The following is a 25484-nucleotide window of genomic DNA, read 5'->3' on the forward strand; positions in this document are numbered from 1 at the left end:
TCAGTTCTGCGCGTTCACGTAGCCGTAGGCGCGGCTGCCGGGAATGCCCGCCCAGGTGGCCTTGGTGTAGTACTTGGAGCCGGTGCTGGTCCCCTTGTACGCCCCGCAGCCGTATCCGCTGCGGTAGCTGCGGGAGGTGCTGGCGATCTGCGGGTCGGGGCGGAAGCTCCGGTCCTGGTATATGTACGCGCTGAACGTCCGGGTGTCGTTGACCGGGACGTCTCCGCACGCCTTGGCGTGCCCGCTGCCCGGGCCCCTCCAGCGGTCGCCGTCCTCCTTGCTGCCTCCGGTCGCGATGGCGAACGGAAGGCGGCTGGACGAGATCTCGGCGGCCACCGCGGTGGCGACCGGAACGCCGACGAGCATCGCCGCCAGCGTTCCGACGACCACGGACTTGCGGGACTTGGTCAGAGTCCTACGCATAGTTAATCCCCCTGTGAACAGGTTGAGTTGGTCACTGATCACGCTATGTCAGGCGTGGACGGAGGGGGTCGGTTTCGGCCACTGTGGGCGTGATCACTGTCCGGGGACCGCGCATGTCGTTGCTTGCCCCGGTGCTGTGCGGCCGTTAAGGTCCGCGCACCCGGGCGAGGGCCGCCGCTACGGCGACAGCCGCTCCACGCTCCAGCCCTCGCCGTCCCGGACGTACCGCAGCCGGTCGTGGAGGCGGTTCTCGTGGCCCTGCCAGAACTCCACCGTCTCCGGCGTCACCCGGAAGCCGCCCCACTCCGGGGGCACCGGGACCTGCTCGCCCTCCGGGTAGCGGGCGTGCAGCTCCTCGTAGCGGGTGAGCAGTTCCTCGCGGGTGTCGATCACCGAGGACTGGGCACTGGCCCAGGCGCCGAGCTGGGAGCCGTGGGGGCGGGTGCGGAAGTACGCGACGGTCTCGTCGCGGCCGGTGCGGGCCGCCGTGCCGGTGACGATGACCTGGCGGGCGACGGGGTGCCAGGGGAAGAGGAGCGAGACGTGCGGGTTGGCCGCCAGTTCGCCGCCCTTGCGGGAGCCGTAGTTGGTGAAGAAGACGAAGCCGGCCTCGTCGTAGTGCTTGAGCAGCACCGTGCGGGAGGACGGGCGGCCGTCCGGGGTGGCGGTCGAGACGACCATCGCGTTGGGCTCGTGGATCTCCGGATTCCCCGCCGCCTCCTCGAACCAACGGGTGAACTGTTCGATCGGATCCGGCGCGAGATCCTCCGCGTGCAGCTCCTTGGTGCGGTACTGCTCGCGCATGTCTGCGGGGTCGAGGATGTGAGTCACGCGTTTCATCCTGCCGCAGCAGCGGGTGGCGGCCCCATTCTGCCCGCCGGTGCGGCTCGCTAATCCTCGCTCGCCGGATCGGCGCAGTGTGCCGGATGTCACGCTTCCCCGCATCGTCGGAACCGTACAGACTCTTCGGCTGGATGACTGTTGCCTCCCCACGACCAGATCCGACCGCTGATTGATCATCGATCAACCACCCACCACGAGGAGCCGCCTGATGTCCGACTTCGTACCCGGACTCGAGGGAGTCGTCGCGTTCGAAACGGAGATCGCCGAACCCGACAAGGAGGGCGGTGCGCTCCGGTACCGCGGCGTCGACATCGAGGAACTGGTCGGCCATGTCTCGTTCGGCAACGTCTGGGGCCTGCTGGTCGACGGGGCGTTCAACCCCGGCCTGCCGCCGGCCGAGCCGTTCCCGATCCCGGTGCACTCCGGCGACATCCGCGTGGACGTGCAGTCCGCGCTGGCGATGCTCGCCCCCGTGTGGGGCCTGAAGCCGCTGCTCGACATCTCGCCCGAGCAGGCCCGCGACGACCTCGCCCGCGCGGCCGTCATGGCCCTGTCGTACGTGGCGCAGTCCGCGCGCGGCCAGGGGCTGCCGATGGTGCCGCAGCGCGAGATCGACAAAGCGCAGTCCGTCGTCGAGCGGTTCATGATCCGCTGGCGCGGCGAGCCGGACCCGAAGCACGTCAAGGCCGTGGACGCGTACTGGACGTCCGCCGCCGAGCACGGCATGAACGCCTCCACGTTCACCGCCCGGGTCATCGCCTCCACCGGCGCGGACGTGGCCGCGGCGCTGTCCGGCGCGGTCGGCGCGATGTCCGGCCCGCTGCACGGCGGCGCCCCGTCCCGCGTCCTCGGCATGATCGAGGAGATCGAGAAGACCGGCGACGCGGTGGCGTACGTCAAGCAGGCCCTCGACAAGGGCGAGCGCCTCATGGGCTTCGGCCACCGCGTCTACCGCGCCGAGGACCCCCGCGCCCGCGTGCTGCGCCGTACGGCCAAGGAGCTGGCCGCGCCGCGCTTCGAGGTCGCCGAGGCGCTGGAGAAGGCCGCCCTGGAGGAGCTGCACAACCGCCGCCCGGACCGCGTCCTGGCGACGAACGTCGAGTTCTGGGCCGCGATCGTCCTCGACTTCGCCGAGGTGCCGGCGCACATGTTCACCTCGATGTTCACCTGCGCCCGTACGGCCGGCTGGTCGGCGCACATCCTGGAGCAGAAGCGCACCGGCCGCCTGGTCCGGCCCTCCGCGACGTACGTCGGCCCGGGGCAGCGCAGCCCGCAGGAGATCGAGGGCTACGCCGACATCAGCGGCTGACGGTCACCGGCTCACCGCGACCTCGCGGCCGTCCCGCAGCAGCAGATCGGCGTGGTGGCGCGCGGTCACCAGCGGGTGGGCGCGCATCTTGCCCTTCAGTTCGTTGCGGCCGTACTCGGCGAACAGCGGGTTCGCCGGGTCGGCCGTGACGCCGGGGGCGTCGGAGGCGTACGGGAACGGCAGCGGCGCGATCCGGGCGTCGAGCCGGGGGTTGTAGAAGAACGGCACCGAGTACCGCTCGGTGGTCGGGGAGACCACGCGGTGGCTGGTGGCGACGAGGTAGCCGTTGGTGGCGACCTCCAGCAGCTCGCCCAGGTTCACCACGAACGCGCCCTTCATCGGCGGCACGTCGTGGAACAGTCCGTCGCCGCGCAGGACCTGCAGGCCGCCGACCTCGTCCTGCAGGAGCAGGGTCAGGAAGCCGTAGTCCTTGTGGACGCCCACGCCCTGGTCGTCGCCCTCCTCGGCGGGCCGGCCGGGGTAGCGGACCAGCTTCAGGTGCGGGTGGGCCTCCGGGCCGAAGATGTCGTCGTAGAAGCGCGGCTCCGCCCCGATGGAGGCAAGCAGCTCGTGCAGCAGCCGCTCGGCGACGGAGCTGAGCCGCTCGATCCAGTTCAGCGCGGCCGTGCGCAGCTCGGGCAGGGCGGCCGGCCACTGGTTGGGGCCCTGGAGCCACCAGTACGGGGGCTCGCCGGGCGCGGGGACGCGGGCGGGCCGCTCGGCGCCTATGTCGAGCTGGTCGCGCCAGTCGCGGGCGCCGGCGGTGCGCTCGTCGCCGATGCGGGTGTAGCCGCGGAAGTGCGGCGAGTTCACGTTGTCGAGGGCGAGCCGGGCGGGCTCGGGCAGCGCGAAGAAGGCCCGCATGGCCTGCTGGAGCGCCTCCGTCTCGGCCTCGGTCACACCGTGTCCGACCAGCTGGAAGAAGCCGACCTCGTGCGCGGCGGCGTGCAGCTGCCGGTGCAGCTCGCGCCGGGCCTGCGGGCCGCGGTCGGCGGCGGAGAGGTCGATGACGGGGAGCTGCGCGTACGACTGGGTGTTCGTCATGGAATGCATCCGCGGGGTGTACGGGACCCGGGGCGGCCGCGACGGGGTGGGGCGGGGGCTCCGGGCCGGGTGAGAAGGGGGCTCCGAGGTCAGGCGGAGCGCCGACAGCCCATGGTCGTGACGCGGACGTAGTCCACGTGACGGCGGCGCACGAGCGAAAGCATGCGACCAGCGTACTGCGGGCGCGGCAAATCGCATGTGGCGGGGGTCACACGCCGGGGGCGGTGTGGCGGGTCGTGCGCGGGGCGGGCGGCACGCCCGTCGGGCGGCCAGGCGCTCGCCGGCGCCCCCGCGCCCTGCTAGCCCAGTGCCTCGTCCACCAGGGCCGCCCACTGGTTCACCACGCGCTCGCGGCGGGGGCGGTCGTCGGTCAGCAGGGTCGCGAGGCCCAGGCCGCGGGCCATGTCGAGGAGGCCCTGGACGGTCTCGCGGACGCCGGGGACCGCCTCGTCGGCGCCGAGGAGCTCGACCGCGATGCGGTGCGACTCGCGGCCGACGCGGGCCTCCAGCTCCGTCACCCGGCTCCGCAGCTGGTCCTCGTCGGAGGCGGCGACCCACAGGTGCAGGGCGGCCCGGAACAGCGGGCCGGTGTACAGGTCCACGATCGCCGCGACGACCTCGCGGCGGTCCTTCGCCGCCAGCGACCGCAGCGCGTGCGAGCGCTCCTCGGCGACGTACTCGACCGCCGCCGTGAACAGATCCTCCCGGGTCGGGAAGTGGTGCTGCGCCGCGCCGCGCGAGACCCCGGCGCGCTCGGCGACGACCGCGACCGTGGAGCCCGCCCAGCCGCGCTCGGCCAGGCAGGCCACCGCGGCCTGCAGGAGCCGCTGCCGGGTGGCGCGGCTCCTGTCCTGCTTGGGTGCGGTCACAAGCGCCACTCGGGGTCCCGTCGCTCGAGGAAGGCCGTCATCCCCTCGCGCGCCTCGGCGGAGGCGAACAGGGAGGCCGACTCCTGCACGAGCTCCTCCGCGTGGCGTTCGAAGGTCTCCAGGACTTTAGCCGTGACCAGCCGCTTCGCGGCGGCCAGGCCCCGCGGGGAGGCCCGCCGCAGCCCGTCGAGGATGCTCTCCAGGTCCGCGTCGGACGCCGTGACCAGCCCGATCCGCGCCGCCTCGGCGGCGCCGAAGCGCTCGCCCGTGAGGTAGTACCGCGCGGCCGCCCGCGGATCCAGCTTCGGCAGCAGCGTCAGCGAGATCACCGCGGGCGCCACGCCGATGCGCACCTCGGTGAGCGCGAAGTCCGAGTCCGCCGAGGCCACGACCGCGTCGCAGGCGCCGAGCAGGCCCAGTCCCCCGGCCCGAACCTTGCCGGCGACCCGCGCGACCACCGGTTTCGGCAGTTCGACGAGTTGCCGCAGCAGGGTCACGAAGGCGTACGGGTTGGGCGGCGCCTTCAGGTCCGCGCCCGCGCTGAACACCGTCCCGGTGTGCGTGAGCAGCACCGCCCGGACCGCCGGGTCCTTGCCCGCCGCGGCGAGCGCGTCCGCGAGCTCGGCGACCAGGGCCGCCGAGAGCGCGTTGCGGTTCGACGGCGAGTCGAGGGTCAGGGTCCGGATGCCGCGCTCGTCGGCGACGGGGACCAGGGTCATGGGCGCTCCCTCAGTTCGCGGCGGAGGATCTTCCCGGACGCCGCCTTCGGCACCGCGTCGATGAACTCCACCCGGCGGATCTTCTTGTACGGGGCTACCTGCCCCGCGACGAACGCGATCACGTCGGCGTCGGTCAACCCGTCGGCGCCGGGCTGCCGGACGACGTACGCCTTCGGCACCTCGTTGCCGTCCCCGTCGGCGACGCCGATGACCGCCGCGTCCGCGATGCCGGGGTGGGTGAGCAGCAGCGCCTCCAGCTCGGCGGGGGCGACCTGGAAGCCCTTGTACTTGATGAGTTCCTTGACCCGGTCGACGACGTACAGCCAGCCGTCGGCGTCGACGCGGCCTATGTCGCCGGTGTGCAGCCAGCCGTCCGCGTCGATCATCGCGTCGGTGGCCTCCGGCCGGCCGAAGTAGCCCTTCATCACCTGCGGGCCGCGGATGGCGACCTCGCCCTCCTCGCCGGGCGCGGCGTCCTTGGCGGGGTCGTCGAGGGACAGGATGCGCATCTCGGTGGACGGCAGGAGCTTGCCGACCGCGCCGGGCGGCGGGTCGGCCACGGCGAGCGGGACGACGTGGGTGCCGGGCGACAGTTCGGTCATGCCGTACGCCTGGCGGACGGGCAGCCCGAGCCGGGCCCGGCAGGCCTCGGCGAGGGAGGCGTCGAGCGGGGCGGCGGCCGACACGATGTACCGCAGCGAGGAGAGGTCGTACGCATCCACCGACGGGTGCTTGGCGAGCGCGAGGACGATCGGCGGGGCGACGTACAGGCCGGTGATGCGGTGCTCCTGGACGGCGGCGAGGAACCGGTCGAGCTCGAAGCGCGGCTGGACGACGACGGTGGCGCCCTTGCGGAGCGGGGCGTTCATCAGGGCGGTGAGCCCGTAGATGTGGAAGAACGGCAGGACCGCGAGGACGCGGTCGCCGGGGCCCATGGGGACGAGCGGTTCGAGCTGGTTCAGGTTGGTGCCGATGGAGCGGTGGGTGAGCATCACGCCCTTGGGCACGCCGGTGGTGCCGGAGGAGTACGGCAGGGCGGCGAGGTCCTCGTCGGGGTCGATCGCGACGTCCGGCTCGGGGGCGGTGGTGGCGAGCATCGACTGCAGCGAGCGGTGTCCGTCGGCGGTGTCGCAGACGAAGATCTCCTCGACGCCGCCGGCGAGTTCGGCGGCCCTGCGCGCGGTCTCCGCGAGCGCGGAGACGGTGACGATCCACCGGGCGGCGGAGTCCCGGAGCTGCTTGCCGAACTCCTCGGGGGTGGCCAGCGGGTGGATGGTGGTGACGGACGCGCCGGCCCGGGTGGCGGCGTAGAAGGCGATGGGGAACAGCACCGTGTTGGGGCTGTGCAGGGCCAGTACGTCGCCCTTGCGCACGCCCGCCTCGGCGAGCCCGGCCGCGACCTTCCGGTGGAAGGCGTCGACCTGCGCGTACGTGAGCGTGAGCGCCCCCGGAGCGCCGCTTCCGTCGATCAGCGCCGGCGTGTCCCCGCGCGCGGCGGCCTCGCCGAGGACGGCGTCGTGGATGGGCAGGGACAGGGCCGGAACGTCCGCGTACTCGCTGTAGAACACCATGCGTGCCCCCTGGAGTGGTGGAAGGTGGCGTCAGGATGACGCCTGCCCACGGGACTTGGGGAGACCCTGGCAGCGCCCCGTCAATAAAGCAAGCACGCTTGATTGTTTCTGTCGGCGCTGCCATGCTCCTCGGCACACGCCCGTGTCCCCGCCCCGCCGAGGGAGTGCACCGTGTCCGACCCCGCCGTCGTCCTGGACGACCTGCGCAGCGAGAGCGAGGAACTCGACCGGCTGGTCGGGGGCCTGAGCGCCCCGGAGTGGGCGACGCCCACGCCCGCGCCGCGCTGGACGATCGCCCACCAGATCGCCCACCTCGCCTGGACCGACCGCGCCGCGCTGCTCGCCGCCACCGACGCCGACGGCTTCGCCGCCGAGACGGAGAAGGCGCTCGCCGACCCCGGCGGCTTCGTCGACCGGGGCGCCGAGGACGGCGCCACCCTGCCGCCCGCCGAGCTGCTCGCCCGGTGGCGGGAGGGGCGCGAGCGGCTGCAGGAGGTGCTGCGGGCCGCGCCGCCCGGCAGCCGCTTCCCCTGGTACGGCCCGCCCATGAGCGCCGTGTCGATGGGCACCGCCCGGCTGATGGAGACCTGGGCGCACGGCCAGGACGTCGCCGACGCCCTCGGCGTCGACCGCCGGCCCACCGCCCGGCTCCGGCACGTCGCCTGGATCGGGCTGCGGGCCCGGGACTACGCGTACCTCGTGCGCGGACTGACCCCGCCGGCCGAGCCGTTCCGCGTCGAACTGACCGGGCCCGACGGGGAGCGGTGGGCGTACGGGCCCGAGGACGCGGCTCAGCGGATCACCGGGCCCGCCCTGGACTTCTGCCTGCTCGTCACCCAGCGCGCCCACCGGGACGACCTGGACGTGACCGCCGAGGGCGCCGACGCGGCGCACTGGCTCACCATCGCCCAGGCCTTCGCCGGCCCGGCGGGCGCCGGCCGCCCGCCCCAGGGGGCGACCCGGTGACCCTCCGCATCGGCAACGCCTCCGGCTTCTACGGCGACCGCTTCGACGCCGTCCGCGAGATGCTCACCGGCGGCGGACTCGACGTCCTCACCGGCGACTACCTCGCCGAGCTGACCATGCTCATCCTCGGCCGGGACCGCCTGAAGGACCCGGCCGCCGGGTACGCGAAGACCTTCCTGCGCCAGATGGAGGAGGGCCTCGGCCTCGCCCACGAGCGCGGGGTCCGCCTCGTCACCAACGCGGGCGGACTGAACCCCGCCGGGCTCGCCGACGCCCTGCGCGCCCTGGCGGACCGGCTCGGCCTGCCCGTCCGCGTCGCGCACGTCGAGGGCGACCGACTGCCCACCGGCGACGGCGTGCTGACCGCCAACGCCTACCTCGGCGGCGCCGGGATAGCCGCGTGCCTCGCCGCCGGCGCGGACGTCGTGGTCACCGGCCGGGTCACCGACGCGGCCCTGGTCACCGGGCCCGCGCAGTGGCGGTTCGGCTGGGGCCCGCAGGAGTACGACCGGCTCGCGGGCGCGGTCGTCGCCGGGCACGTCCTGGAGTGCGGCACCCAGGCCACCGGCGGCAACTACGCCTTCTTCGCCGAGCACGACCCGGCCCTCTTCCGCCGCCCCGGCTTCCCGGTCGCCGAGCTGCACGAGGACGGCAGCTGCGTGATCACCAAGCAGCCCGGCACCGGCGGACTCGTCGACACCGGCACCGTCACCGCCCAGTTGTTGTACGAGACGGCCGGGGCGCGGTACGCCGGGCCGGACGTGACCGCCCGGCTCGACACCGTACGGCTGACCCGGGAGGGCCCCGACCGGGTCCGGATCGACGGGGTGCGCGGCGAGGCCCCGCCGCCCGTGCTCAAGGTCGGCCGCACCCGCCTCGGCGGCTTCCGCAACGAGGTCGTCCTCGTCCTCACCGGCCTCGACGTCGAGGCCAAGGCGCGGCTCGTGCGCGACCAGGTCGAGGACGCCTTCGCCCGCGCCAAGTCCCGTCCCGCCGAGGTCCGCTGGGAGCTGGCCCGCACCGACCGGCCCGACGCGGCCACCGAGGAGACCGCCAGCGCCCTGCTGCGGCTCGTCGTGCGCGACCCGGACCCCGAGGCCGTCGGCCGGTCCCTGTCCGGCGCGGCGATCGAGCTGGCCCTCGCCAGCTACCCCGGCTTCCACGTCATCGCCCCGCCCGGCAAGGGCGCGCCGTACGGGGTCGTCGAGGCGGCGTACGTGCCGGCGAAGGACGTGCCGCACGTGGCCGTGCTGCCCGACGGCACCCGGCAGGACGTCCCCGTACCGGCGCGGACCCGCGAGCTGGAGCCCGTCGAGGAGCCCCCGCTCCCCGAGCCGCTGCCGCCGGGGCCGGTGCGCCGGATCCCCCTCGGGCGGGTCGCCGGGGCCCGCAGCGGCGACAAGGGCGGCGACGCGAACGTCGGCGTCTGGGTGCGGTCGGACGCCGCCTGGCGCTGGCTCGCGCACACCCTCACGGTGGACCGCTTCCGCGCGCTCCTGCCGGAGACCGCCGAACTGCCCGTCGAGCGCCACCTGTTGCCGAACCTGCGCGCGGTCAACTTCGTGGTGACGGGGCTGCTCGGCGAGGGCGTCGCCTCGCAGGCCCGCTTCGACCCCCAGGCCAAGGCCCTCGGCGAATGGCTCCGCGCCCGCGTTCTCGACGTACCGGAGGAACTGCTGTGACCGTGCTCGCCTCGGCCCTCGACACGGCCGGACCCGACTACGCCGCGCACCGCGCCGCCATGCTGGAGAAGCTCGCCGCGCTCGACGCCGAGCACGCCAAGGCGCTCGCGGGCGGCGGCGAGAAGTACACCGAACGGCACCGCGGGCGCGGCAAGATGCTCGCCCGCGAGCGGATCGAGCTGCTGATCGACCCGGACACCCCGTTCCTGGAGCTGTCGCCGCTGGCCGCCTGGGGCAGCGACTATCCGGTCGGCGCGTCGATCGTGACCGGCATCGGGGTGGTCGAGGGCGTCGAGTGCCTGATCACCGCCAACGATCCGACCGTGCGCGGCGGGGCCTCCAACCCGTGGACCCTGAAGAAGGCGCTGCGGGCCAACGAGATCGCGTACGCCAACCGGCTGCCGTGCATCGCGCTCGTGGAGTCGGGCGGGGCGGACCTGCCCTCGCAGAAGGAGATCTTCATCCCCGGCGGCGGGCTGTTCCGGGACATCACCCGCCTGTCGGCGGCCGGCATCCCCACGATCGCCGTCGTCTTCGGCAACTCGACGGCCGGCGGGGCGTACGTGCCCGGCATGTCGGACCACACGGTGATGATCAAGGAGCGGTCGAAGGTCTTCCTCGGCGGCCCGCCGCTGGTGAAGATGGCGACCGGCGAGGAGAGCGACGACGAGTCGCTGGGCGGCGCGGAGATGCACGCCCGCACCTCCGGGCTCGCCGACCACTACGCCGTCGACGAGGCCGACGCGCTGCGCCAGGCGCGGCGGATCGTCGCCCGGCTCAACCACCGCAAGGCGCACGCCGACCCGGGCTTCGCCGAGCCGCCGAAGTACGACGAGGAGGAGCTCCTCGGGATCGTCCCCGGCGATCTGAAGACCCCGTTCGACCCGCGCGAGGTGATCGCCCGGATCGTCGACGGCTCGGACTTCGACGAGTTCAAGCCGCTGTACGGGCCGTCGCTGGTGACCGGCTGGGCGCGGCTGCACGGCTACCCGGTGGGCATCCTCGCCAACGCGCAGGGCGTGCTGTTCAGCCCCGAGTCGCAGAAGGCCGCGCAGTTCGTCCAGCTCGCGAACCAGCGCGACATCCCGCTGGTCTTCCTGCACAACACCACCGGCTACATGGTCGGCAAGGAGTACGAACAGGGCGGCATCATCAAGCACGGCGCGATGATGATCAACGCGGTGTCGAACTCGAAGGTCCCGCATCTGTCGGTCCTCATGGGCGCGTCGTACGGGGCGGGGCACTACGGCATGTGCGGCCGCGCGTACGACCCGAGGTTCCTGTTCGCCTGGCCGAGCGCCAAGTCGGCGGTCATGGGCCCGCAGCAGCTGGCCGGGGTGCTGTCGATCGTGATGCGCGCCTCGGCCGCGGCGAAGGGGCAGCCGTACGACGAGGAGGCCGACGCCGGGCTGCGGGCGATGGTCGAGGCGCAGATCGAGTCGGAGTCGCTGCCGATGTTCCTGTCCGGGCGGCTGTACGACGACGGCGTCATCGACCCCCGCGACACCCGCACGGTCCTCGGGCTGTGCCTGTCCGCGATCCAAACGGCACCGGTCGAGGGCGCACGCGGCGGCTTCGGCGTCTTCAGGATGTGAGGGCTGTCCCCATGATCACTTCCGTCCTTGTGGCGAACCGCGGCGAGATCGCCTGCCGGATCTTCCGGACCTGCCGCGAGCTGGGCGTCGCGACCGTCGCCGTGTACTCCGACGCGGACGCGGACGCGCTGCACGTCCGCGCGGCCGACGCGGCGGTACGGCTGCCGGGCGCGGCGCCGGCGGACACGTATCTGCGCGGCGACCTGATCGTGGCCGCGGCGCTGGCGGCCGGCGCGGACGCGGTGCACCCCGGCTACGGCTTCCTGTCGGAGAACGCCGACTTCGCGCGGGCGGTGACGGCCGCGGGCCTGGTGTGGATCGGGCCGCCGCCGGAGGCGATCGAGGCGATGGCCTCGAAGACCCGGGCGAAGGAGCTGATGGGCGTCGCGCCGCTGACCGGCGTCACGGAGGCGGACCTGCCGATCCTGGTGAAGGCCGCGGCGGGCGGCGGCGGGCGCGGGATGCGGGTCGTCCGCGAACTCGGCGCGCTGGAGGAGGAGTTGGCAGCCGCCTCGGCCGAGGCTGAGAGCGCCTTCGGCGACGGCGAGGTGTTCGTCGAGCCGTACGTGGAGAACGGCCGGCACGTGGAGGTGCAGGTCCTCGCGGACGCGCACGGCACGGTGTGGACGCTCGGCACCCGCGACTGCTCCCTGCAGCGGCGGCACCAGAAGGTGATCGAGGAGGCCCCCGCGCCCGGCCTGCCGGCCGCGCTCGCCGACGAGCTGTACGCGCGCTCGGCGGCGGCCGCGAAGGCGGTCGGCTACGTCGGCGCGGGCACGGTGGAGTTCCTCGTCGCGGACTGCCGCGCGCACTTCCTGGAGATGAACACCCGGCTCCAGGTCGAGCACCCCGTGACGGAGGAGGTGTACGGCGTCGACCTGGTGGCCCTGCAGCTGTCGGTCGCGGAGGGCGCGCCGCTGCCCGCCGAGCCCCCGGAGCCGCGCGGCCACGCCGTCGAGGCCCGCCTGTACGCGGAGGACCCGGCCGCCGGCTGGACGCCGCAGACGGGGGTGCTGCACCGCCTGGAGTTCCCCGAGGGCGTCCGCGTCGACACCGGATACGCCTCCGGGGACGCCGTCCCCGTCCACTACGACGCGATGCTCGCCAAGGTCGTCGTGCACGCCGCGACCCGGGAGGCGGCCGTGCGCAGGCTGGCGTCCGTACTGGAAAGGGCGCAGGTGCACGGCCCGGTCACCAACCGGGACCTGCTGGCCGCCTCGCTGCGGCACCCCGAGTTCGGCGACCCGGCCCGGCTCGACACCGGCTTCTACGGACGGAACCTCGACGGGCTGACCCGGCCCCGGGACGGCGAGGCGTACGCGGCGGTGGCCGCCGCGCTCGCCGACGCGGCCCGCAACGAAGGGCGGTTCGGCGGGGCGTGGCGCAACCTCGCCTCGCAGGACCAGGTGAAGACGTACGGCGGGCACGAGGTCCGGTACCGGTACGGGCGCGACGGCTACACGGTGACCGCCCCCGAGGGCGTCCGCGTCGTCTCCGTGACCCCCGGGCTCGTCCGCCTCGACGTCGCCGGCGTGGTCCGGGACCACGCGGTCACCGCCTACCCGGACGGCACCGTCCACGTCGGCCCGCACCGCCTCGCCGCCCGGCCGCGCTTCACCGACCCCACGGACCGGCAGGAGCCGGGCTCGCTGCTCGCGCCCATGCCGGGCACGGTGGTCCGGGTCGCCGACGGGCTCGCGGTCGGCGACGCCGTCGCCGCCGGTCAGCCCCTGCTCTGGCTGGAGGCCATGAAGATGGAGCACCGCGTCACCGCTCCGGCCTCCGGCATCCTCACCGCGCTCCACGCCGCCCCCGGCCGCCAGGTCGAGGTCGGCGCCCTGCTCGCCGTCGTACAGCCCTCGGACGTACCGACCGAAGCACAGGAGGAAACCGCCTCATGAGCAGCATCATCGACTCGCCGGAGCACACCGCGCTGCGCGCCGCCGTCTCCGCCCTCGGCCACCGCCACGGCCCCGGTTTCGACCGGGCCGCGCTGTGGGCCGAGGCCGGGAAGCTCGGCTACCTGGGGGTGAACCTGCCGGAGGAGTACGGCGGCGGGGGCGGCGGCATGGCCGAGCTGTCCATCGTCCTGGAGGAGGCCGGGGCGGCGGGCGCGCCGCTGCTGATGATGGTCGTGTCGCCGGCCATCTGCGGCACGGTGATCGCGCGGTTCGGCACGGAGGAGCAGAAGCGGGCGTGGCTGCCCGGCCTGGCCGACGGCTCCCGCACGATGGCCTTCGGCATCACCGAGCCGGACGCCGGCTCCAACTCGCACCGCATCACGACGACGGCGACCCGCACCGAGGACGGCTGGGTGCTCAACGGCCGCAAGGTGTTCGTCTCGGGCGTCGACATCGCGGACGCCACGCTGATCGTCGGCCGTACGTCGGACGCCCGCACGGGCAACCTCAAGGCGTGCCTGTTCATCGTGCCGCGGGACACCCCGGGCTTCGGCCGCCGCCACATCGAGATGGAGCTGCGGGCGGAGGAGAAGCAGTTCGAGCTGACCCTCGACGACGTCCACCTCCCGGCGGACGCCCTGGTGGGCGACGAGGACGCGGGGCTGCTGCAGCTCTTCGCCGGGCTGAACCCGGAGCGGATCATGACCGCCGCGTTCGCGATCGGCATGGGCCGCTACGCGCTCGCGCAGGCGGTGCAGTACGCGAAGGAGCGCCAGGTCTGGAAGTCCCCGATCGGCGCCCACCAGGCCGTCGCCCACCCGCTCGCCCAGGCCCACATCGAGCTGGAACTGGCCCGGCTGATGATGCAGAAGGCCGCCGCCCTGTACGACGCGGGCGACGACATGGCCGCGGGCGAGGCCGCCAACATGGCCAAGTACGCGGCCGCCGAAGCCTGCGTGAAGGCCGTCGACCAGGCCGTCCACACCCTCGGCGGCAACGGGCTCACCAAGGAGTTCGGCCTCGCCCGCCTGATCACGGCGGCCCGCGTGGCCCGGATCGCCCCGGTCAGCCGGGAGATGATCCTGAACTACGTCTCCCACCAGACCCTGGGCCTGCCCAAGTCGTACTGACCGTGTTCAGGCCGAGGAGGCCCGGCGGGGGCGGGGGACGAGTTCGCCGCCGCAGTTCGGGCAGACGCCGGCCATCGCCTCGGCGCAGGGGACGCAGAAGGTGCACTCGTACGAGCAGATGCGGGCGGGGCCGTCGGCGGGGAGGGGGGTCGTCCCGCAGCGTTCGCAGATCGTGCGCATGTCCAGAGCCATGGCCCGATCCTGCCGGTGCGCGGGGCTCCGGACAGCCCGTGTCCGGGCCGAAGATCGTCAGGATCGGGCCGTCAGGACTGCCGGCGGGACTGCCGGCGGGTCTGGGTGCGGACCGCGCCCATGCTGGCGGCGATCACCAGGGCGATGGCGAGGGCGTCGGTGACGGCCAGGGCCTGGTGGAGGACGAGGAAGCCCGCGGTGGCGGCGATGGCCGGTTCGAGGCTCATCAGGATCGCGAAGGTGGGGGCGGGCAGCCGGCGCAGGGCGAGCAGTTCGAGGGTGTAGGGCAGGACCGAGGAGAGGAGCGCGACGGCGAGGCCGAGACCGATCGTCGAGGGCACGAGCATCCGGTCGCCGGCCTCGGCCAGGCCCAGCGGGAGGCTGAGCACCGCGCCGAAGGCCATCGCCAGGGCCAGGCCGTCGGCCTGCGGGAAGCGGCGGCCGGTGCGGGCGCTGAACACGATGTACGTGGCCCACATGGCGCCCGCGGCGAGCGCGAAGGCCGCGCCGACCGGGTCGAGCCGGTCGAATCCGCCGCCGCTGAGCAGCACGACGCCGCCGAGGGCGAGGCCGGCCCAGAGCAGGTTCACCAGGCGGCGCGAGGCGACGACGGACAGGATCAGCGGGCCGAGGACCTCCAGGGTGACCGCCGCGCCCAGCGGGATCCGGTCGACGGACTGGTAGAAGAGGATGTTCATGCCGGCCATGGCGGTGCCGAAGGCGGCGACCGTGCCCCAGTCGGCGCGGCTGTAGCCGCGGACCCTGGGCCGGCAGACGAGCAGGAGCACCGCGGCGGCGAGGACCAGCCGGAGCGTGACCACGCCGAGCGCGCCCGCGTGGGGCATCAGCAGCACGGCGACGGCCGAGCCGAACTGGACGGAGAGCCCGCCCGCGACGACGAGGGCCACGGGTCCGAGCCGGGCCGCCCGGGCGGGCGCTCCGGGCCGGGCCGCGGCGGCCTCGGGGGCGGAGACGGCGGCGATGTCCTTGACCGGGCTGTCCACCGGCTCACTCCTTGCGGGTTGGTGCTCGTTGGTGCTCAGGGGTGCGCTGGACCACACCGCCAGTTCATTCGAATGGACTCTCAGTACAGAGTACTGGACTCGTCAAGCGCTCTCCCCTCTTCACGCTACGAGCCCCCGCGCGCTGCCGGAAATGCCGATTGGGCTGCGGTTATGCTCCTGGCGCATGGGCATCGAGCTCCGTCATCTCCGCTGCTTCCTGGCCATCGCCGAAGAAGGCAACCTGACCAGGGCCGCCGCCCGGCTGCACCTCACGCAGCCGGCCGTCTCCCGCACCCTCGCCGCGCTGGAGCGGCACCTCGGCGCCCGGCTCGTCGACCGCACGACGCACCGCTTCGCACTCACCCCCGAGGGCCGGGCCTTCCACGACCGGGCCGCCGCGGCCGTCGCCGCGTTCGACGCGGCCGCCGACCCGGAGCTGCTGCGCCGCCGCCCGCTGCGGCTCGGGCACGCCTGGTCGGCGTTCGGCCCGTACACCACGCCCCTGCTGCGCCGCTGGCAGCACGCGCATCCCGACACCCCGCTGGAACTCCTGCGCATCGACGACCGCACCGCCGGGCTGACCCGCGGCGAGGTCGACGCGGCGCTGCTGCGCGGCCCGGTGGACACGCCGGGCCTCGCGACCGTGGAGCTGGTCAGCGAGCTGCGCGTCGCCGCGCTGCCCGCGGACAGCCCGCTCGCCGCGCGACCGACCCTGAGCCTGGCCGACCTGGCCGACGAGACCGCGGTCCTCAACCCGGTCTCCGGCACCACCACCCTCGGCCTGTGGCCCCCGGACTCCCGTCCCTCCTCCACCCTCACCGTCGGCAACACCGACGACTGGCTGACCGCCATCGCGGCCGGCCGCGGCATCGGCGTCTCGGCGGCCTCCACCGCCGAGATGCACCCCCATCCGGGCGTCGTCTACCGCCCGCTTCCCGACGCCCCGCCCGTCCCCGTCCTGCTCGCCTGGCGCGACGCCTCCCCGCACCCGGCGATCCCGGCCCTCGCCGAACTGGCCCGCGCCATCGCCCGCGAGAGCTGACCGCCGTGCACGGACGACGGACGGCCCGCCGGTCGGAACCGGCGGGCCGTCGTGTGTGCGGTTTTCAGGAGAGGGGCTCGAAGAACGGGCCCTCGGGCGCGAGGTTGCGCGAACACAACGTCACGTCCCTCCCCCGGAGATACGCCAGCAACCACGCGCCGAACGTCATCTCGTAGAGGGTCCAGGCCGGACTGTCGAGTTCCAGGACCACGACGCGCCACGGGGAGGACGGGTCGTCGGGGACGCGGAGGAACACCCACTCCCCCGTCGTGGCCGAGGCCACCGGCATCAGTTCACCGGGGCCCGACCCGACCGGACCGGGCAGGCGCTCCGCCATGTCCTCCTCGCGCCACATCTCGAGGTCGCCCCTGATGGTCTCCCCGAGATTGTGCAGAAGATGACCGGCGGGGTGCTCCAGATACAACTGCCCGTTGATCTGGACCGAGCCGTAGGCGTCCAGGATCTCCCGGAAATCCGCGGGGAATTCGATGCCGAATTCCTGCTCCAGGGCGATCCAGGGCGCCGGGTCCGACCAGTTGAACCGGGGTTCGCCCAGCAGGGCTTCTATCTCTGAAAGCGTTGCCACCGTGAGGCCCCTTCTAGCACGTCGAGCCGTAGCCGGTCTTCGTGTTGTTCACCGTGCAGGAGAAGGATCCCGCGATGTCGCCCTGGGCGTTGTACGCGGTCATTCCCACTTGGACGGTGGTGGGAACGGCCGAACGCGGGTCTCCGTAGATGGGAACGACCGACATGATCAGCTTGTTGTCACCGGTCAGGTGCTTCCACCCGAAGGATTCCACCCTGCTGGCCATCCGGGCATTCGCCCGGCCGTGCAGAGCGACCAGGTTCTTGACGTCCTGGCCGGTGCCCTTGCCCCAGTAACCTATCAGGTGGCCCGCCTGCGGCTTTCCGCCTCCGGCCCGGATTTCGTTCATGCCCTCCGGCTGCACGGACGGCTCGCATTCGGGGCACTTCGGCAGCCCGCCGGCCCCGGTGCGCGACCTGCGGTCGCTCTTGGTCAGGAACGCGAAGGCGCCGGTCGCCCTGCAGCCCTTCCGCCCCGAGTGATCCGTGTACTCCTCGAGACCTCCGTAGATCCGGCCCCCGTCGATGCGGGCCATCGAGTCGCAGTTGGGGTCGTTGGTGTCGGTGACCCGCGGCACGGGCCGGGGCTGCGGCTGCGGCTGCGGCGACGGCTGAGGGGTCGGACCGGGACGCGGCTCGTTCGACGAGTCGCTGGAGTTGTCGACGTCGGACGCGGACGGCATGAGCAGGCTGCCGATGGCCGAACCCGCGTTGGCCAGGTTCTCCTGGCCCGCCGGCGTCGACGCGTACGCGGCGGTGCCGAAGAGCGCGGCGTACCCGTAGTAGATCGCCGGGATGCCGAACCAGACGAGGTGGCCGTCCAGTTCGACGCCGCTCACCGGGTTGCCGCCGGTGAAGGCGTAGCGGTTGCTGGTGTACGGGTCGGACCCGAGGCTCATGTCGGCCAGGGCGCCGTTGTACATGTCCCGGGTGGTGAACCGGTTGAGGCCCGGGCTGTAGTCGCGGAAGCCCATGTCGTACGTGCCGGACTGGGCGTCCCAGCGCTTGGCGTTGAAGCGGTAGGGGTTGTAGTCCTCCTTGGCCGGGTCGGCGGCGTCGGGCTTGTCGATGCCGGTGAACTCGGACGTGTCGTTGTTGCCGTAGGCGGTGTAGCCGTAGGTGGCCTTGGTGTCGCCGTTGCCGTCCGTCAGGGTCTCGACGTCGGTGTGGCTGTTGTAGCCGTAGTAGCCGTCCTCGGACGTGCCGTCGGCGTTGTGCTTGACCTGCGACAGACGCTCGCCCCAGGGGCTGTACTGGAACGACTTGGTCAGCCGGCCGGCGACCTTCTCGTCGAGGACCTCGTCGGACAGACCGAGGTACTCGAAGTCGGTGGTCTTGCCGTCCGTCGTCTTCGTCGCGGTGCGGTCCAGCGGGTCGAAGGTGTACGTCGTCGACTTCATCGCGCCGGAGCCGTCCAGCTTCTGGGACTCCACGACGTGGTCGAAGCCGTCGTACACGCTCCGCTCGACGACCTTGCCGCCGCTGGAGACGGACTGCTGGCGCCCGAACGGGTCATAGGCGTAGGACGCCGTCGACGTTCCGGTGACGGCCTTCAGCAGCCGGTTGCGGTCGTAGTGGTACTTCGTCGTGACGTTCTTGATCGTCTGCTCGATGACGTTGGCGTTGTCGTCGTGGACGTACGTCTCGGTGCCCGCGCCGTTGCCGGTCTTGACCGACTTGATGAGCCGGTCGGTCGGCGAGTAGGTGTAGTCGGTCGTGGAGTCGAGGTACGCCGCGTGGTTGTCGGCGTTCATCTTCTTCGCGACGTCCTGCGCCTTGTTGCCGTTGGCGTCGTAGGCGTAGGTGTGCGAGGCGACGAGGGTGCCGGAGCCCTTCTTCTCCGTGGTCGACTTCAGCGCGCCGTTGAGGAAGTACGTGTAGTCGACGGTGTTGCCGTTGGCCTTGGTCTCCTTCAGCTTCTGGGCGCGGTCGGTGTACGTGTACGAGGTGACCTTCGGCGAGGTGTCGGTCGCGGACTTGCCGACCGAGACCGTCTTGACCTTCTCCCGCAGGTCGTAGGTGTACTTGGAGAACTGGCTCGGGTGGCTGACCGTCTCCGACTGCCCGTTCGCGTCGTACGTGTACGAGGTCGCCTTCTTCTCCACGCCGGCCAGCGACTCCGCCACCTTCTGGACCTGGTTGAGGCCGTTGTAGGTGATGGCGTAGGAGTCGACCTTCGCCCCGGACGACGTGTCGCCGATGGACGTCAGGTTGCCGTTGACGTCGTAGCCGTAGGTGAAGGTGCGCTTCTCGTTGTCGGTCTCCGCGGAGTTGTCACGGACGAGCTTGACGCCGTCCGCGACCACGACGCCGCCGCTGTTCTGCTCCAGCTTCAGCTTGGTGTCCTCGCCCTGCTTGAGGGCGTAGGAACCGAGACCGACCCAGGTGCCGGTGCCGGCGTTCTGGTCCTTGGTGACCGCCGGTTCGGTGGTGGTGCCGTGCGACAGCGTGTACTTCGCGGTGGTGGCGGCGCCCGTCACCTTCGGGTACTTCACGTACGCGGTGTACGTGCCGTCCTCGGGGACGTCGAGCGTCCACGTGAAGGCGTCCGTGCCCGTGCCGGCCGCGTGGGTGCGGTGGTCGTAGCCCTGCTGCCCGGTGAGGTTCCCGGTGGCCCAGGTGCCCGTGGCCGAGGTGTGCTGGGTGTCGGAGTTGTCCACCAGGACCACCGACCGGCCCACCGGAACACCGTCGTCGGACCGGGACCTGACCTTCCCGTCGGGGAAGTACGACCAGGTCATCGTGCGGTTGGAGGAACCGCCCGCGGACGTCAGCGTCCGGGCCGTCTGCCGGCCCAGGGCGTCGTACTCGTAGGTGGTGGCGATGTCCCACGGGTCCGTGGAGCTCTTGGCCCAGCCGTTGTCGAAGTACGTGAAGACGGTGTCGTTGCGGACCGTCTGCCCCTCCGAGGGCGGCAGCGAGGTCTTCGCGACCCGGCCCACGGCGTCGTACACGGTCTCGGTGTAGACGTTCGGGCTGTTGTGGCGGGTGTCCGCCGGGTCGTACGGCTGGTACTGCTTGACCGGCCGGTTCAGGGCGTCGTACTCGGTACGCGCGGTGAACGCGGTGGTCGTGTCCGCGTCGACGGCCCGCGGGGTGATCACCTTGGTGGTGTTGCCGACCTGGTCGTACTCGTACCGGGTCGTGCGGTAGGTGATCGAGGTGGTGCCGCTGAACGGGACCTTGACCTCGGCCTGCTTGCCGCGCTCGTCGTAGCGGATGAGCGTGGTGTTGTTCTCGGCGTCCGTCGTGGAGACGACCAGGGAGTCCTTGTCGTAGGACTTCTTGGTGGTCTTGCCGGCGGCGTCGGTGACCGAGGTGACCCGGTGGTTCAGGTCGTAGGCGGTCAGGGTGGTGTAGTCGGTCGTGTCGGCCGTCGCGTTCTTCTTCGGGTCGATGACCTTGGTGTTGTTGCCGACCTCGTCGTACTCGTAGCTGACCTTGTGGCCCTCCGCGTTGACGACGGAAGTGAGCTGGTAGATCTCGTTGTAGTGGTTGGTCGTGACGTAGTCCGTCGCGACCGCCGGGGTCAGCGCGCCCTTCGGCTCGGTCGTCGTCCTGAGGTTGCCGACCTTGTCGTAGGTGTAGAGCGTCCTGCGCTCGTCCGACGTCGTGGTGTCCTTCGGCTCGGTCGCCGAGGTGATCTGGTCGGCCGCGTCGTAGACCGCGGTGGACACCGCGCCGTTGGGCGCCGTCGACGTGGTGACGTTGTCGTTGGCGTCGTACACGGGGGCCGGAGCGGTGATCAGCTCACCGGCGGCCTGGTCCTTGGGCTCGGTCTTGACCAGCGGACGGCCGAAGGTGTCGTACGTCTGCGTGATCTTCTTGCCCAGGGCGTCGGTCACCTCGCGGACCTGGCCGCGCTCGTCGTAGACGAACGTCGTGGACTTGTTCAGGGCGTCGGTCATCGTGGCCGGGAAGCCCGTGGGACCGAAGTCGCTGTTCGTGTCCGCGTTGCCGTTGGCGTCGACGGCCCTGATCAGCTGGCCGTGGCCGTCGTACTCGTACGACGTGGTGTAGTCACCGGCCGTCGTCGTCGCGACGCCCTTGGGGTCGGTGACCGTCTTCAGGTTGCCGAAGGTGTCGTAGCCGAACTGCCACTTCCGGCCCTCCGGGGAGGTCTTGGTGAACAGATCGGCCGAGAAGCCGTCCGCACGCTTCTGGTACACGTACTGGGCGGAGTTCGCCGGGTACACACCAGGCGCGCAGTCCGACGAGGGCGGAACACCGGACTTGTTGTTCTCCGCGTCGCGCTTCCAGAGCGGGTAGCCCGTCACCTGGTCGTAGCAGTACGCGGTCTTCGCGCCGTTGGGCTCCTCCATGTACGTGACGTTGTTGTCGGCGTCCCACGACATCTTCATGGTCTGCGACTTGGCGTTCGTCGCCTGGACCGGCCGGCCGAAGTCGTCCGCCACGTAGTCCGTCGGGCGCGACTCGGCGTCGGTGACCCGGGTGGCGGTGAACTTGGGGTTCGCGGCGTCCACGGCGTACGTGAAGCCGGTGGTTCCCTGCAGACGGTCGGTGATCGTCTTGGTCCACCAGTGGTACTTCGGGTCGTCACCGGTCTGCGGCGCGAAGTACGCCAGGCCCGTCGTGGCGCCGCGCGGGTCGGTGACCTTGACGAGCTTGACGTTCTTGTTGCCCTGGGTGGCGTCGTACTCGAAGAGGAAGACCTTCGGCTGGGTCGAGCCCGCGCCGTCCGTGACCTTGGTGAGCAGACCCTTGTCGGAGTACTCGAAGGTCAGCGTGCGCTGCGAGACGTCGGTCATCGACTTGATGTGGTCGATGATCTTCGGGTTGCTGCTGTCGGCCTTCGTGTAGTACTCGATCGTCAGCGACTGGCGGCCGGCCGGGTCGGTGACGTACTTGAGGAACTTGGTCGGCTTGTTGTTGGACTTCCGCTCCTCGTACGTGTACGTCTGCGCGTTCCCGTTCTTGTCCACGACGGACGTCAGGTAGCCGTCGCAGCCGAACACGAACCGGGTGCCGTCGGGACGGGTGAGCGTCCAGGCGTCCGGAGTCGGGTCCTTCAACGGGGTGCAGTCCAGGCCGGGCTTGGCCGCCAGCTTGTAGTGGACGCCCGCGGGGGCCTTCCACGCGTTGGCGGTCGCGTCCCAGCGGAAGACGTGCGTGGTGCCGTCGCCGTCCGGGAGTCGGATCTCCGTCGGGTTCGGCTTGGGGTGGAACTCCAACGCCGCGCCGAGCCGGATCGGCCCGGAGACCTGGAAGGACCAGCCGTGGCCGGAGACCGTGTCGGAGGTGTCGAGGCTGTTGTACGCGAACCGGGCGAACGTGGTGATGCCACGGCCGGGGTTGGTGAACGCGTTGTACTGCCAGACGCTGTTGCCCGACGCCAGGTTGTTCATGACGGTCGAGCCGGCGCCGGTGTTCTTGCCGCTGTAGGAGTAGAACTTCTCCATGCCGAGCTGGTTGGAGGTCGGGTCCTCCACGGCCACGTTCTGGGCGAGGCCCGGGATGCCCGCGGTGCCCGACGTCCAGGTGCCGGCCGTCTTGTTGAAGACGTCCCAGGTCAGGACGTAGTCGGTGCGCTTGTTGCCGTTGTCCGAGTTGATCGGGGTCTTGATCTTCGCCTGCAGGGAGACGCTGTCACCCGGCGCGACGTTCGACGGCAGGGCCGTGTGGACCTGGTTGCCGCCGGTGGTGACGTCGCTGCCGTCCGGCAGGGTCCACCGGTAGGTGAGGACCTGGTCGGCCGCGTTCCAGGTGGAGGCGGTGGTGTTGGTGAGGGTGAAGTCGACCGTGTAGTCGCTGTTCGGGGTCATGCGCGCGGGGGTCTGCGGCGCGTAGTACGTCGACGCGGTGGTCGAGTCGATGTACGTGACCACGATCTTCGGGTGGAGCCGCGGCTCGGCGCCCTCGGAGGACAGGAACAGCGTCCGCTCCTGCTTGGCCGCCTCGTCGGCCATCTTGAGGACGACGCCCTTCTGGGAGGCCGGGCTGGTCACCCAGGACTGGGCGAGCGAGGTGATGCCCCAGTCGTGCCGGGCCGGGTCGTTCGTCTTCGCCCCGGTGTCGCCCACGACGGCGCCGAAGTCGCCGCCCGGGGTCGTCCAGTTCGTCGTCGCGTCCGCCTTGACCCAGGTGGCCGCGGCCTCGTCGAAGTCCCGCGTCAGCGGCCGGATCTCGTACAGGGCTCCGGCGGCGTCGGTGGCGGTCTGGGTGGACCAGAGGCGCACCTTCGCGTCCAGCACCCGGGCCGTGGCCGGGATGCCGAGGGCCGGGAACTTCAGCAGCGCACGGGTGTCGTCGTACGTCGTGGAGTTGTTGCCCACGCTCAGCCAGTTCTTCGGGCCGAGGTCGTCGATGGTGTCCAGGTTGGAGGTGGTCCGCGCGGAGGACACGGTGGTGTCCTGCGTCGCCGTCAGCACCTTCGTCGTCCGGCCCGCCTTGGGCAGCCGGACGAGCTGGGTCGGCGCGGCGACGACCTGTCCGTCCTTCGTCTTCACCGCGACCATGTAGTAGTACGCGCGGCCGAACGGGTCCGGGTCGTCCGCCTTCGTCGGCGTCGCCGACGTGTCCGTGAAGGACGTCGTCCCCGGGGCGACCGGGGAGACGAGCGTCGCCGCGGACGGGGTGAACGTCTGGTTGATCGAACGGTGCACCTGGTACTCGACCAGGTCGTCGCCCGCTCCGATCGGGTCCTGGTCGTCGTAGGCGGACCAGGACAGCTCCGCGCCGGTGTCGTGGACGGTCGTCGGGGCGGCGAGCTCGACGCCCTGCCGGCCGAAGGTCAGCACCAGGCGCGGGTAGTTCGCGGCCTCGCCGCCGTACCCGAACTCGCTGCCCTCGTACCGCGGACCGCCCTTCGGGCCGTTCGCGGACTCGTCCCCGGCCTTGATCACGAAACCGTGGTTCGTGTACGTGCCGTCGATCCACTGCTGGACGGTCTTGGTGACGGGGAAGGTGTGCCAGGTGTTCAGCTCACCGGCCTGCTTGGTGACGACACCGCCCTTGGTGAAGCGGACGGCGTCCGCGATCACCGAGGTGCTGGTGTTCACCGGGCCGTCGCCGAGGACGACCTTGCCGAGCGTGCCGGCCTTGAACGGGTGGTTGCCGAGGGTCTTCCAGACGCCCGTGCCGCCGGTCTGCTGGTCCACCAGGTACTGCTTCGACCCGCCGTCGTAGGTGACGGTGTACGGCGTGTTCGCCGCGCGGTCGGTGGCGCCGACCCAGTGGGCCTCGACCTGGTACGTGCCGTCCTCGGGAAGGTTCGGCCGCCAGGTGTAGGTGTCGCCGGCGACCGTGTCCTTGTTGTAGCGGTAGTCGCTGCCGACCGCGTACTGCGTCAGCGTCGAGCCCGACGTCGGCCACGCTCCGACCGCGGCGGTCGTCCCCGTGTCGCCGTCGTCGACGACCACGGACGTGCCGGACAGCTCACCGGTGTACGTGCTCGCGCTGTTCCAGGTCGCCTGGTCCTCGGTCCACGCCTGCGTGGCCCGGTGCGCCTCCAGCTGCACCTCGGTGTCGCCGGTGGTGTGCGTCTGGTCGAACCACAGCTTCAGATCGGCCGAGTCGAGCTTCGTCCCGGCCGGCACGCCCGTGATCGGGAACCTCAGCAGGGCACGGGAGGCGCCGGTGGAGGTGTTGCCGACCGACAGCCGCCAGTTGTCCTTGTAGTTCGTCGTCGGGCCGTCCGACGAGATCATCACGTCCTGCGCCGTGGTCGGCGTCGGCGCGATGGAGATCGTCGGGTCGATGGTGACCGGGTACTGCCGCTCGGGCGCCGCCAGCCACTTCGTGTCCGGCGTGACCGTCAGCTTCCAGCCCTGGCCGGCCTTCGTCAGCTTCTGCGTCACGGCCGCGCTGTAGCCCGTGCCGTACGCGGAGGCCGCGTCCTTCTTCGCGTCCGTCATGAACGCGGCCGGGATCACCAGGACCGGGTTCGCGCCCTCGCCGAAGAACGAGACGGAGCCGTCCTTGTTCGCCTTCGGCGTCAGACCGCCGGCGTCCAGCGTGAACGTGAACGACACCGGCCCGGACGGCTTCGCGTCCAGGACGATGTTCTCCTTCACCCGGCCCGGACCCACCTGGTACGACAGGTCCGCGCCCGACAGCGCGTCCTTGTAGGTGACCGTGTCGCCCTGGGCGCGCGGGGACAGCCTGCCCGCGCCCTCCAGGCCCAGCGTCACCGCGTGGCCCTCGGCCTCGAACCGCAGCAGCCGGCCGGCGTCCGCGCCGAAGGACGTACGGGCGGTGTTGGTGGTGTTGACGAACGGGAAGCTCTTGTCGCCGGCCGGGACGACCGTCGGGTCGATGTCCTTCCACGACTTCCCGGAGCGGTACGCCGTCGGCACCGCCGACACCTCGGCCTGCACCCGGCCGTCGGAGAGCTTCCAGTAGCGGGCGTGCGCCGTACGCCGGGCCGTCAGCTCCGCGACACGCTTCGGCTTCGCCGTCGCCTTCCCCGCCGGAAGTTTCTCCCGGCTCGGGAGCACCGGAGTTCCGCCGGTGCGGGGCTCCTGCGGAGCGGGGTTCTCCCCGTCGTCCGAGAACCAGCCGGAGAAGGCATCGACAATACCCTCGCCGTCATCGCTCGAAACCGGCGCGGCATAAGCCACTTGTGGCAACATGGTCCCGGACAGGGCCGC

General features: G+C 71.8%; 17 protein-coding genes. 7 read left to right on the forward strand and 10 right to left on the reverse strand.

Annotated elements, in window-relative coordinates:
• Both ACNJ93_RS13650 and pdxH read right to left on the reverse strand, forming a co-directional pair.
• Complete coding sequence (locus ACNJ93_RS13650) at positions 1-423, reverse strand: hypothetical protein (RefSeq protein WP_418957677.1); 423 nt, start codon at positions 421-423, stop codon at positions 1-3.
• Positions 424-600: 177 nt separating this feature from the next.
• Positions 601-1227 carry a pyridoxamine 5'-phosphate oxidase gene (gene pdxH, locus ACNJ93_RS13655; RefSeq protein WP_418961397.1) on the reverse strand — a complete coding sequence of 209 codons (627 nt, stop codon included), beginning with the start codon at positions 1225-1227 and terminating at the stop codon, positions 601-603.
• A 247-nt stretch (positions 1228-1474) separates the two neighbouring features.
• Here pdxH and ACNJ93_RS13660 point away from each other — a divergent pair, with 247 nt between their 5' ends.
• Positions 1475-2575: a citrate synthase 2 gene (locus tag ACNJ93_RS13660; protein WP_418957678.1), complete on the forward strand. Its 1101-nt coding sequence runs from the start codon at positions 1475-1477 to the stop codon at positions 2573-2575.
• A 3-nt stretch (positions 2576-2578) separates the two neighbouring features.
• Here the strand turns inward: ACNJ93_RS13660 and ACNJ93_RS13665 are convergent, their stop codons facing one another.
• The 4 genes from ACNJ93_RS13665 to ACNJ93_RS13680 all read right to left on the reverse strand — a co-directional run bounded on the left by ACNJ93_RS13665 (position 2579) and on the right by ACNJ93_RS13680 (position 6778).
• A complete protein-coding gene (locus tag ACNJ93_RS13665) occupies positions 2579-3619 on the reverse strand; it encodes an isopenicillin N synthase family dioxygenase (RefSeq protein WP_418957679.1) in 1041 nt (346 codons plus the stop codon).
• A gap of 299 nt (positions 3620-3918) precedes the next feature.
• Complete coding sequence (locus ACNJ93_RS13670) at positions 3919-4497, reverse strand: TetR/AcrR family transcriptional regulator (RefSeq protein ID WP_418957680.1); 579 nt, start codon at positions 4495-4497, stop codon at positions 3919-3921.
• Complete coding sequence (locus tag ACNJ93_RS13675) at positions 4485-5207, reverse strand: enoyl-CoA hydratase family protein (protein ID WP_418957681.1); 723 nt, start codon at positions 5205-5207, stop codon at positions 4485-4487. The genes ACNJ93_RS13670 and ACNJ93_RS13675 overlap by 13 nt, the downstream gene beginning before the upstream one ends.
• Positions 5204-6778, reverse strand: a complete 1575-nt coding sequence (locus ACNJ93_RS13680; RefSeq protein ID WP_418957682.1) for a 4-coumarate--CoA ligase family protein — start codon at positions 6776-6778, stop codon at positions 5204-5206. Before ACNJ93_RS13680 ends, ACNJ93_RS13675 begins: the two co-directional genes overlap by 4 nt.
• A 171-nt stretch (positions 6779-6949) precedes the next feature.
• On the opposite strand from ACNJ93_RS13680, the gene ACNJ93_RS13685 reads away from it, so the two are divergent.
• Genes ACNJ93_RS13685 through ACNJ93_RS13705 form a run of 5 tightly spaced genes read left to right on the forward strand, consistent with a single transcriptional unit; the run spans position 6950 to position 14052 of the window.
• Positions 6950-7744: a TIGR03084 family metal-binding protein gene (locus ACNJ93_RS13685; protein ID WP_418957683.1), complete on the forward strand. Its 795-nt coding sequence runs from the start codon at positions 6950-6952 to the stop codon at positions 7742-7744.
• On the forward strand, positions 7741-9426 hold the full coding sequence (locus ACNJ93_RS13690; protein WP_418957684.1) for an acyclic terpene utilization AtuA family protein: 1686 nt from the start codon (positions 7741-7743) through the stop codon (positions 9424-9426). The genes ACNJ93_RS13685 and ACNJ93_RS13690 overlap by 4 nt, the downstream gene beginning before the upstream one ends.
• Entirely contained in the window at positions 9423-11021 is a 1599-nt protein-coding gene (locus ACNJ93_RS13695; RefSeq protein ID WP_418957685.1) for an acyl-CoA carboxylase subunit beta, read from the forward strand. The genes ACNJ93_RS13690 and ACNJ93_RS13695 overlap by 4 nt, the downstream gene beginning before the upstream one ends.
• 11 nt (positions 11022-11032) lie before the next feature.
• Complete coding sequence (locus ACNJ93_RS13700) at positions 11033-12922, forward strand: acetyl/propionyl/methylcrotonyl-CoA carboxylase subunit alpha (protein ID WP_418957686.1); 1890 nt, start codon at positions 11033-11035, stop codon at positions 12920-12922.
• Complete coding sequence (locus ACNJ93_RS13705; RefSeq protein ID WP_418957687.1) at positions 12919-14052, forward strand: acyl-CoA dehydrogenase family protein; 1134 nt, start codon at positions 12919-12921, stop codon at positions 14050-14052. Before ACNJ93_RS13700 ends, ACNJ93_RS13705 begins: the two co-directional genes overlap by 4 nt.
• Before the next feature lie 6 nt (positions 14053-14058).
• Here the strand turns inward: ACNJ93_RS13705 and ACNJ93_RS13710 are convergent, their stop codons facing one another.
• Together ACNJ93_RS13710 and ACNJ93_RS13715 are read right to left on the reverse strand one after the other, a co-directional pair.
• Complete coding sequence (locus ACNJ93_RS13710; RefSeq protein ID WP_418957688.1) at positions 14059-14244, reverse strand: DUF1272 domain-containing protein; 186 nt, start codon at positions 14242-14244, stop codon at positions 14059-14061.
• 71 nt (positions 14245-14315) lie between these two features.
• Complete coding sequence (locus ACNJ93_RS13715; protein ID WP_418957689.1) at positions 14316-15248, reverse strand: EamA family transporter; 933 nt, start codon at positions 15246-15248, stop codon at positions 14316-14318.
• 184 nt (positions 15249-15432) lie between these two features.
• On the opposite strand from ACNJ93_RS13715, the gene ACNJ93_RS13720 reads away from it, so the two are divergent.
• A complete protein-coding gene (locus ACNJ93_RS13720; protein ID WP_418957690.1) occupies positions 15433-16290 on the forward strand; it encodes a LysR family transcriptional regulator in 858 nt (285 codons plus the stop codon).
• 64 nt (positions 16291-16354) lie between these two features.
• Here ACNJ93_RS13720 and ACNJ93_RS13725 read toward each other — a convergent pair whose 3' ends face one another.
• Both ACNJ93_RS13725 and ACNJ93_RS13730 read right to left on the reverse strand, forming a co-directional pair.
• Complete coding sequence (locus ACNJ93_RS13725) at positions 16355-16876, reverse strand: SMI1/KNR4 family protein (protein ID WP_418957691.1); 522 nt, start codon at positions 16874-16876, stop codon at positions 16355-16357.
• A gap of 13 nt (positions 16877-16889) precedes the next feature.
• A complete protein-coding gene (locus tag ACNJ93_RS13730) occupies positions 16890-25466 on the reverse strand; it encodes a DNRLRE domain-containing protein (protein ID WP_418961398.1) in 8577 nt (2858 codons plus the stop codon).
• Positions 25467-25484: the final 18 nt, after the last annotated feature.

The sequence above is a fragment of the Streptomyces tritici genome (assembly GCF_048500665.1).
GTDB lineage: Bacteria > Actinomycetota > Actinomycetes > Streptomycetales > Streptomycetaceae > Streptomyces > Streptomyces tritici.

Bases quoted from the DNA above. Each gene is read 5' to 3' on its own strand.
- ACNJ93_RS13650 (WP_418957677.1), bottom strand. From the start codon at position 423: ATGCGTAGGACTCTGACCAAGTCCCGCAAGTCCGTGGTCGTCGGAACG.
- pdxH (WP_418961397.1), bottom strand. From the start codon at position 1,227: ATGCGCGAGCAGTACCGCACCAAGGAGCTGCACGCGGAGGATCTCGCG.
- ACNJ93_RS13660 (WP_418957678.1), top strand. From the start codon at position 1,475: ATGTCCGACTTCGTACCCGGACTCGAGGGAGTCGTCGCGTTCGAAACG.
- ACNJ93_RS13665 (WP_418957679.1), bottom strand. From the start codon at position 3,619: ATGACGAACACCCAGTCGTACGCGCAGCTCCCCGTCATCGACCTCTCC.
- ACNJ93_RS13675 (WP_418957681.1), bottom strand. From the start codon at position 5,207: ATGACCCTGGTCCCCGTCGCCGACGAGCGCGGCATCCGGACCCTGACC.
- ACNJ93_RS13680 (WP_418957682.1), bottom strand. From the start codon at position 6,778: ATGGTGTTCTACAGCGAGTACGCGGACGTTCCGGCCCTGTCCCTGCCC.
- ACNJ93_RS13700 (WP_418957686.1), top strand. From the start codon at position 11,033: ATGATCACTTCCGTCCTTGTGGCGAACCGCGGCGAGATCGCCTGCCGG.
- ACNJ93_RS13705 (WP_418957687.1), top strand. From the start codon at position 12,919: ATGAGCAGCATCATCGACTCGCCGGAGCACACCGCGCTGCGCGCCGCC.
- ACNJ93_RS13710 (WP_418957688.1), bottom strand. From the start codon at position 14,244: ATGGCTCTGGACATGCGCACGATCTGCGAACGCTGCGGGACGACCCCC.
- ACNJ93_RS13720 (WP_418957690.1), top strand. From the start codon at position 15,433: ATGGGCATCGAGCTCCGTCATCTCCGCTGCTTCCTGGCCATCGCCGAA.
- ACNJ93_RS13730 (WP_418961398.1), bottom strand. From the start codon at position 25,466: ATGTTGCCACAAGTGGCTTATGCCGCGCCGGTTTCGAGCGATGACGGC.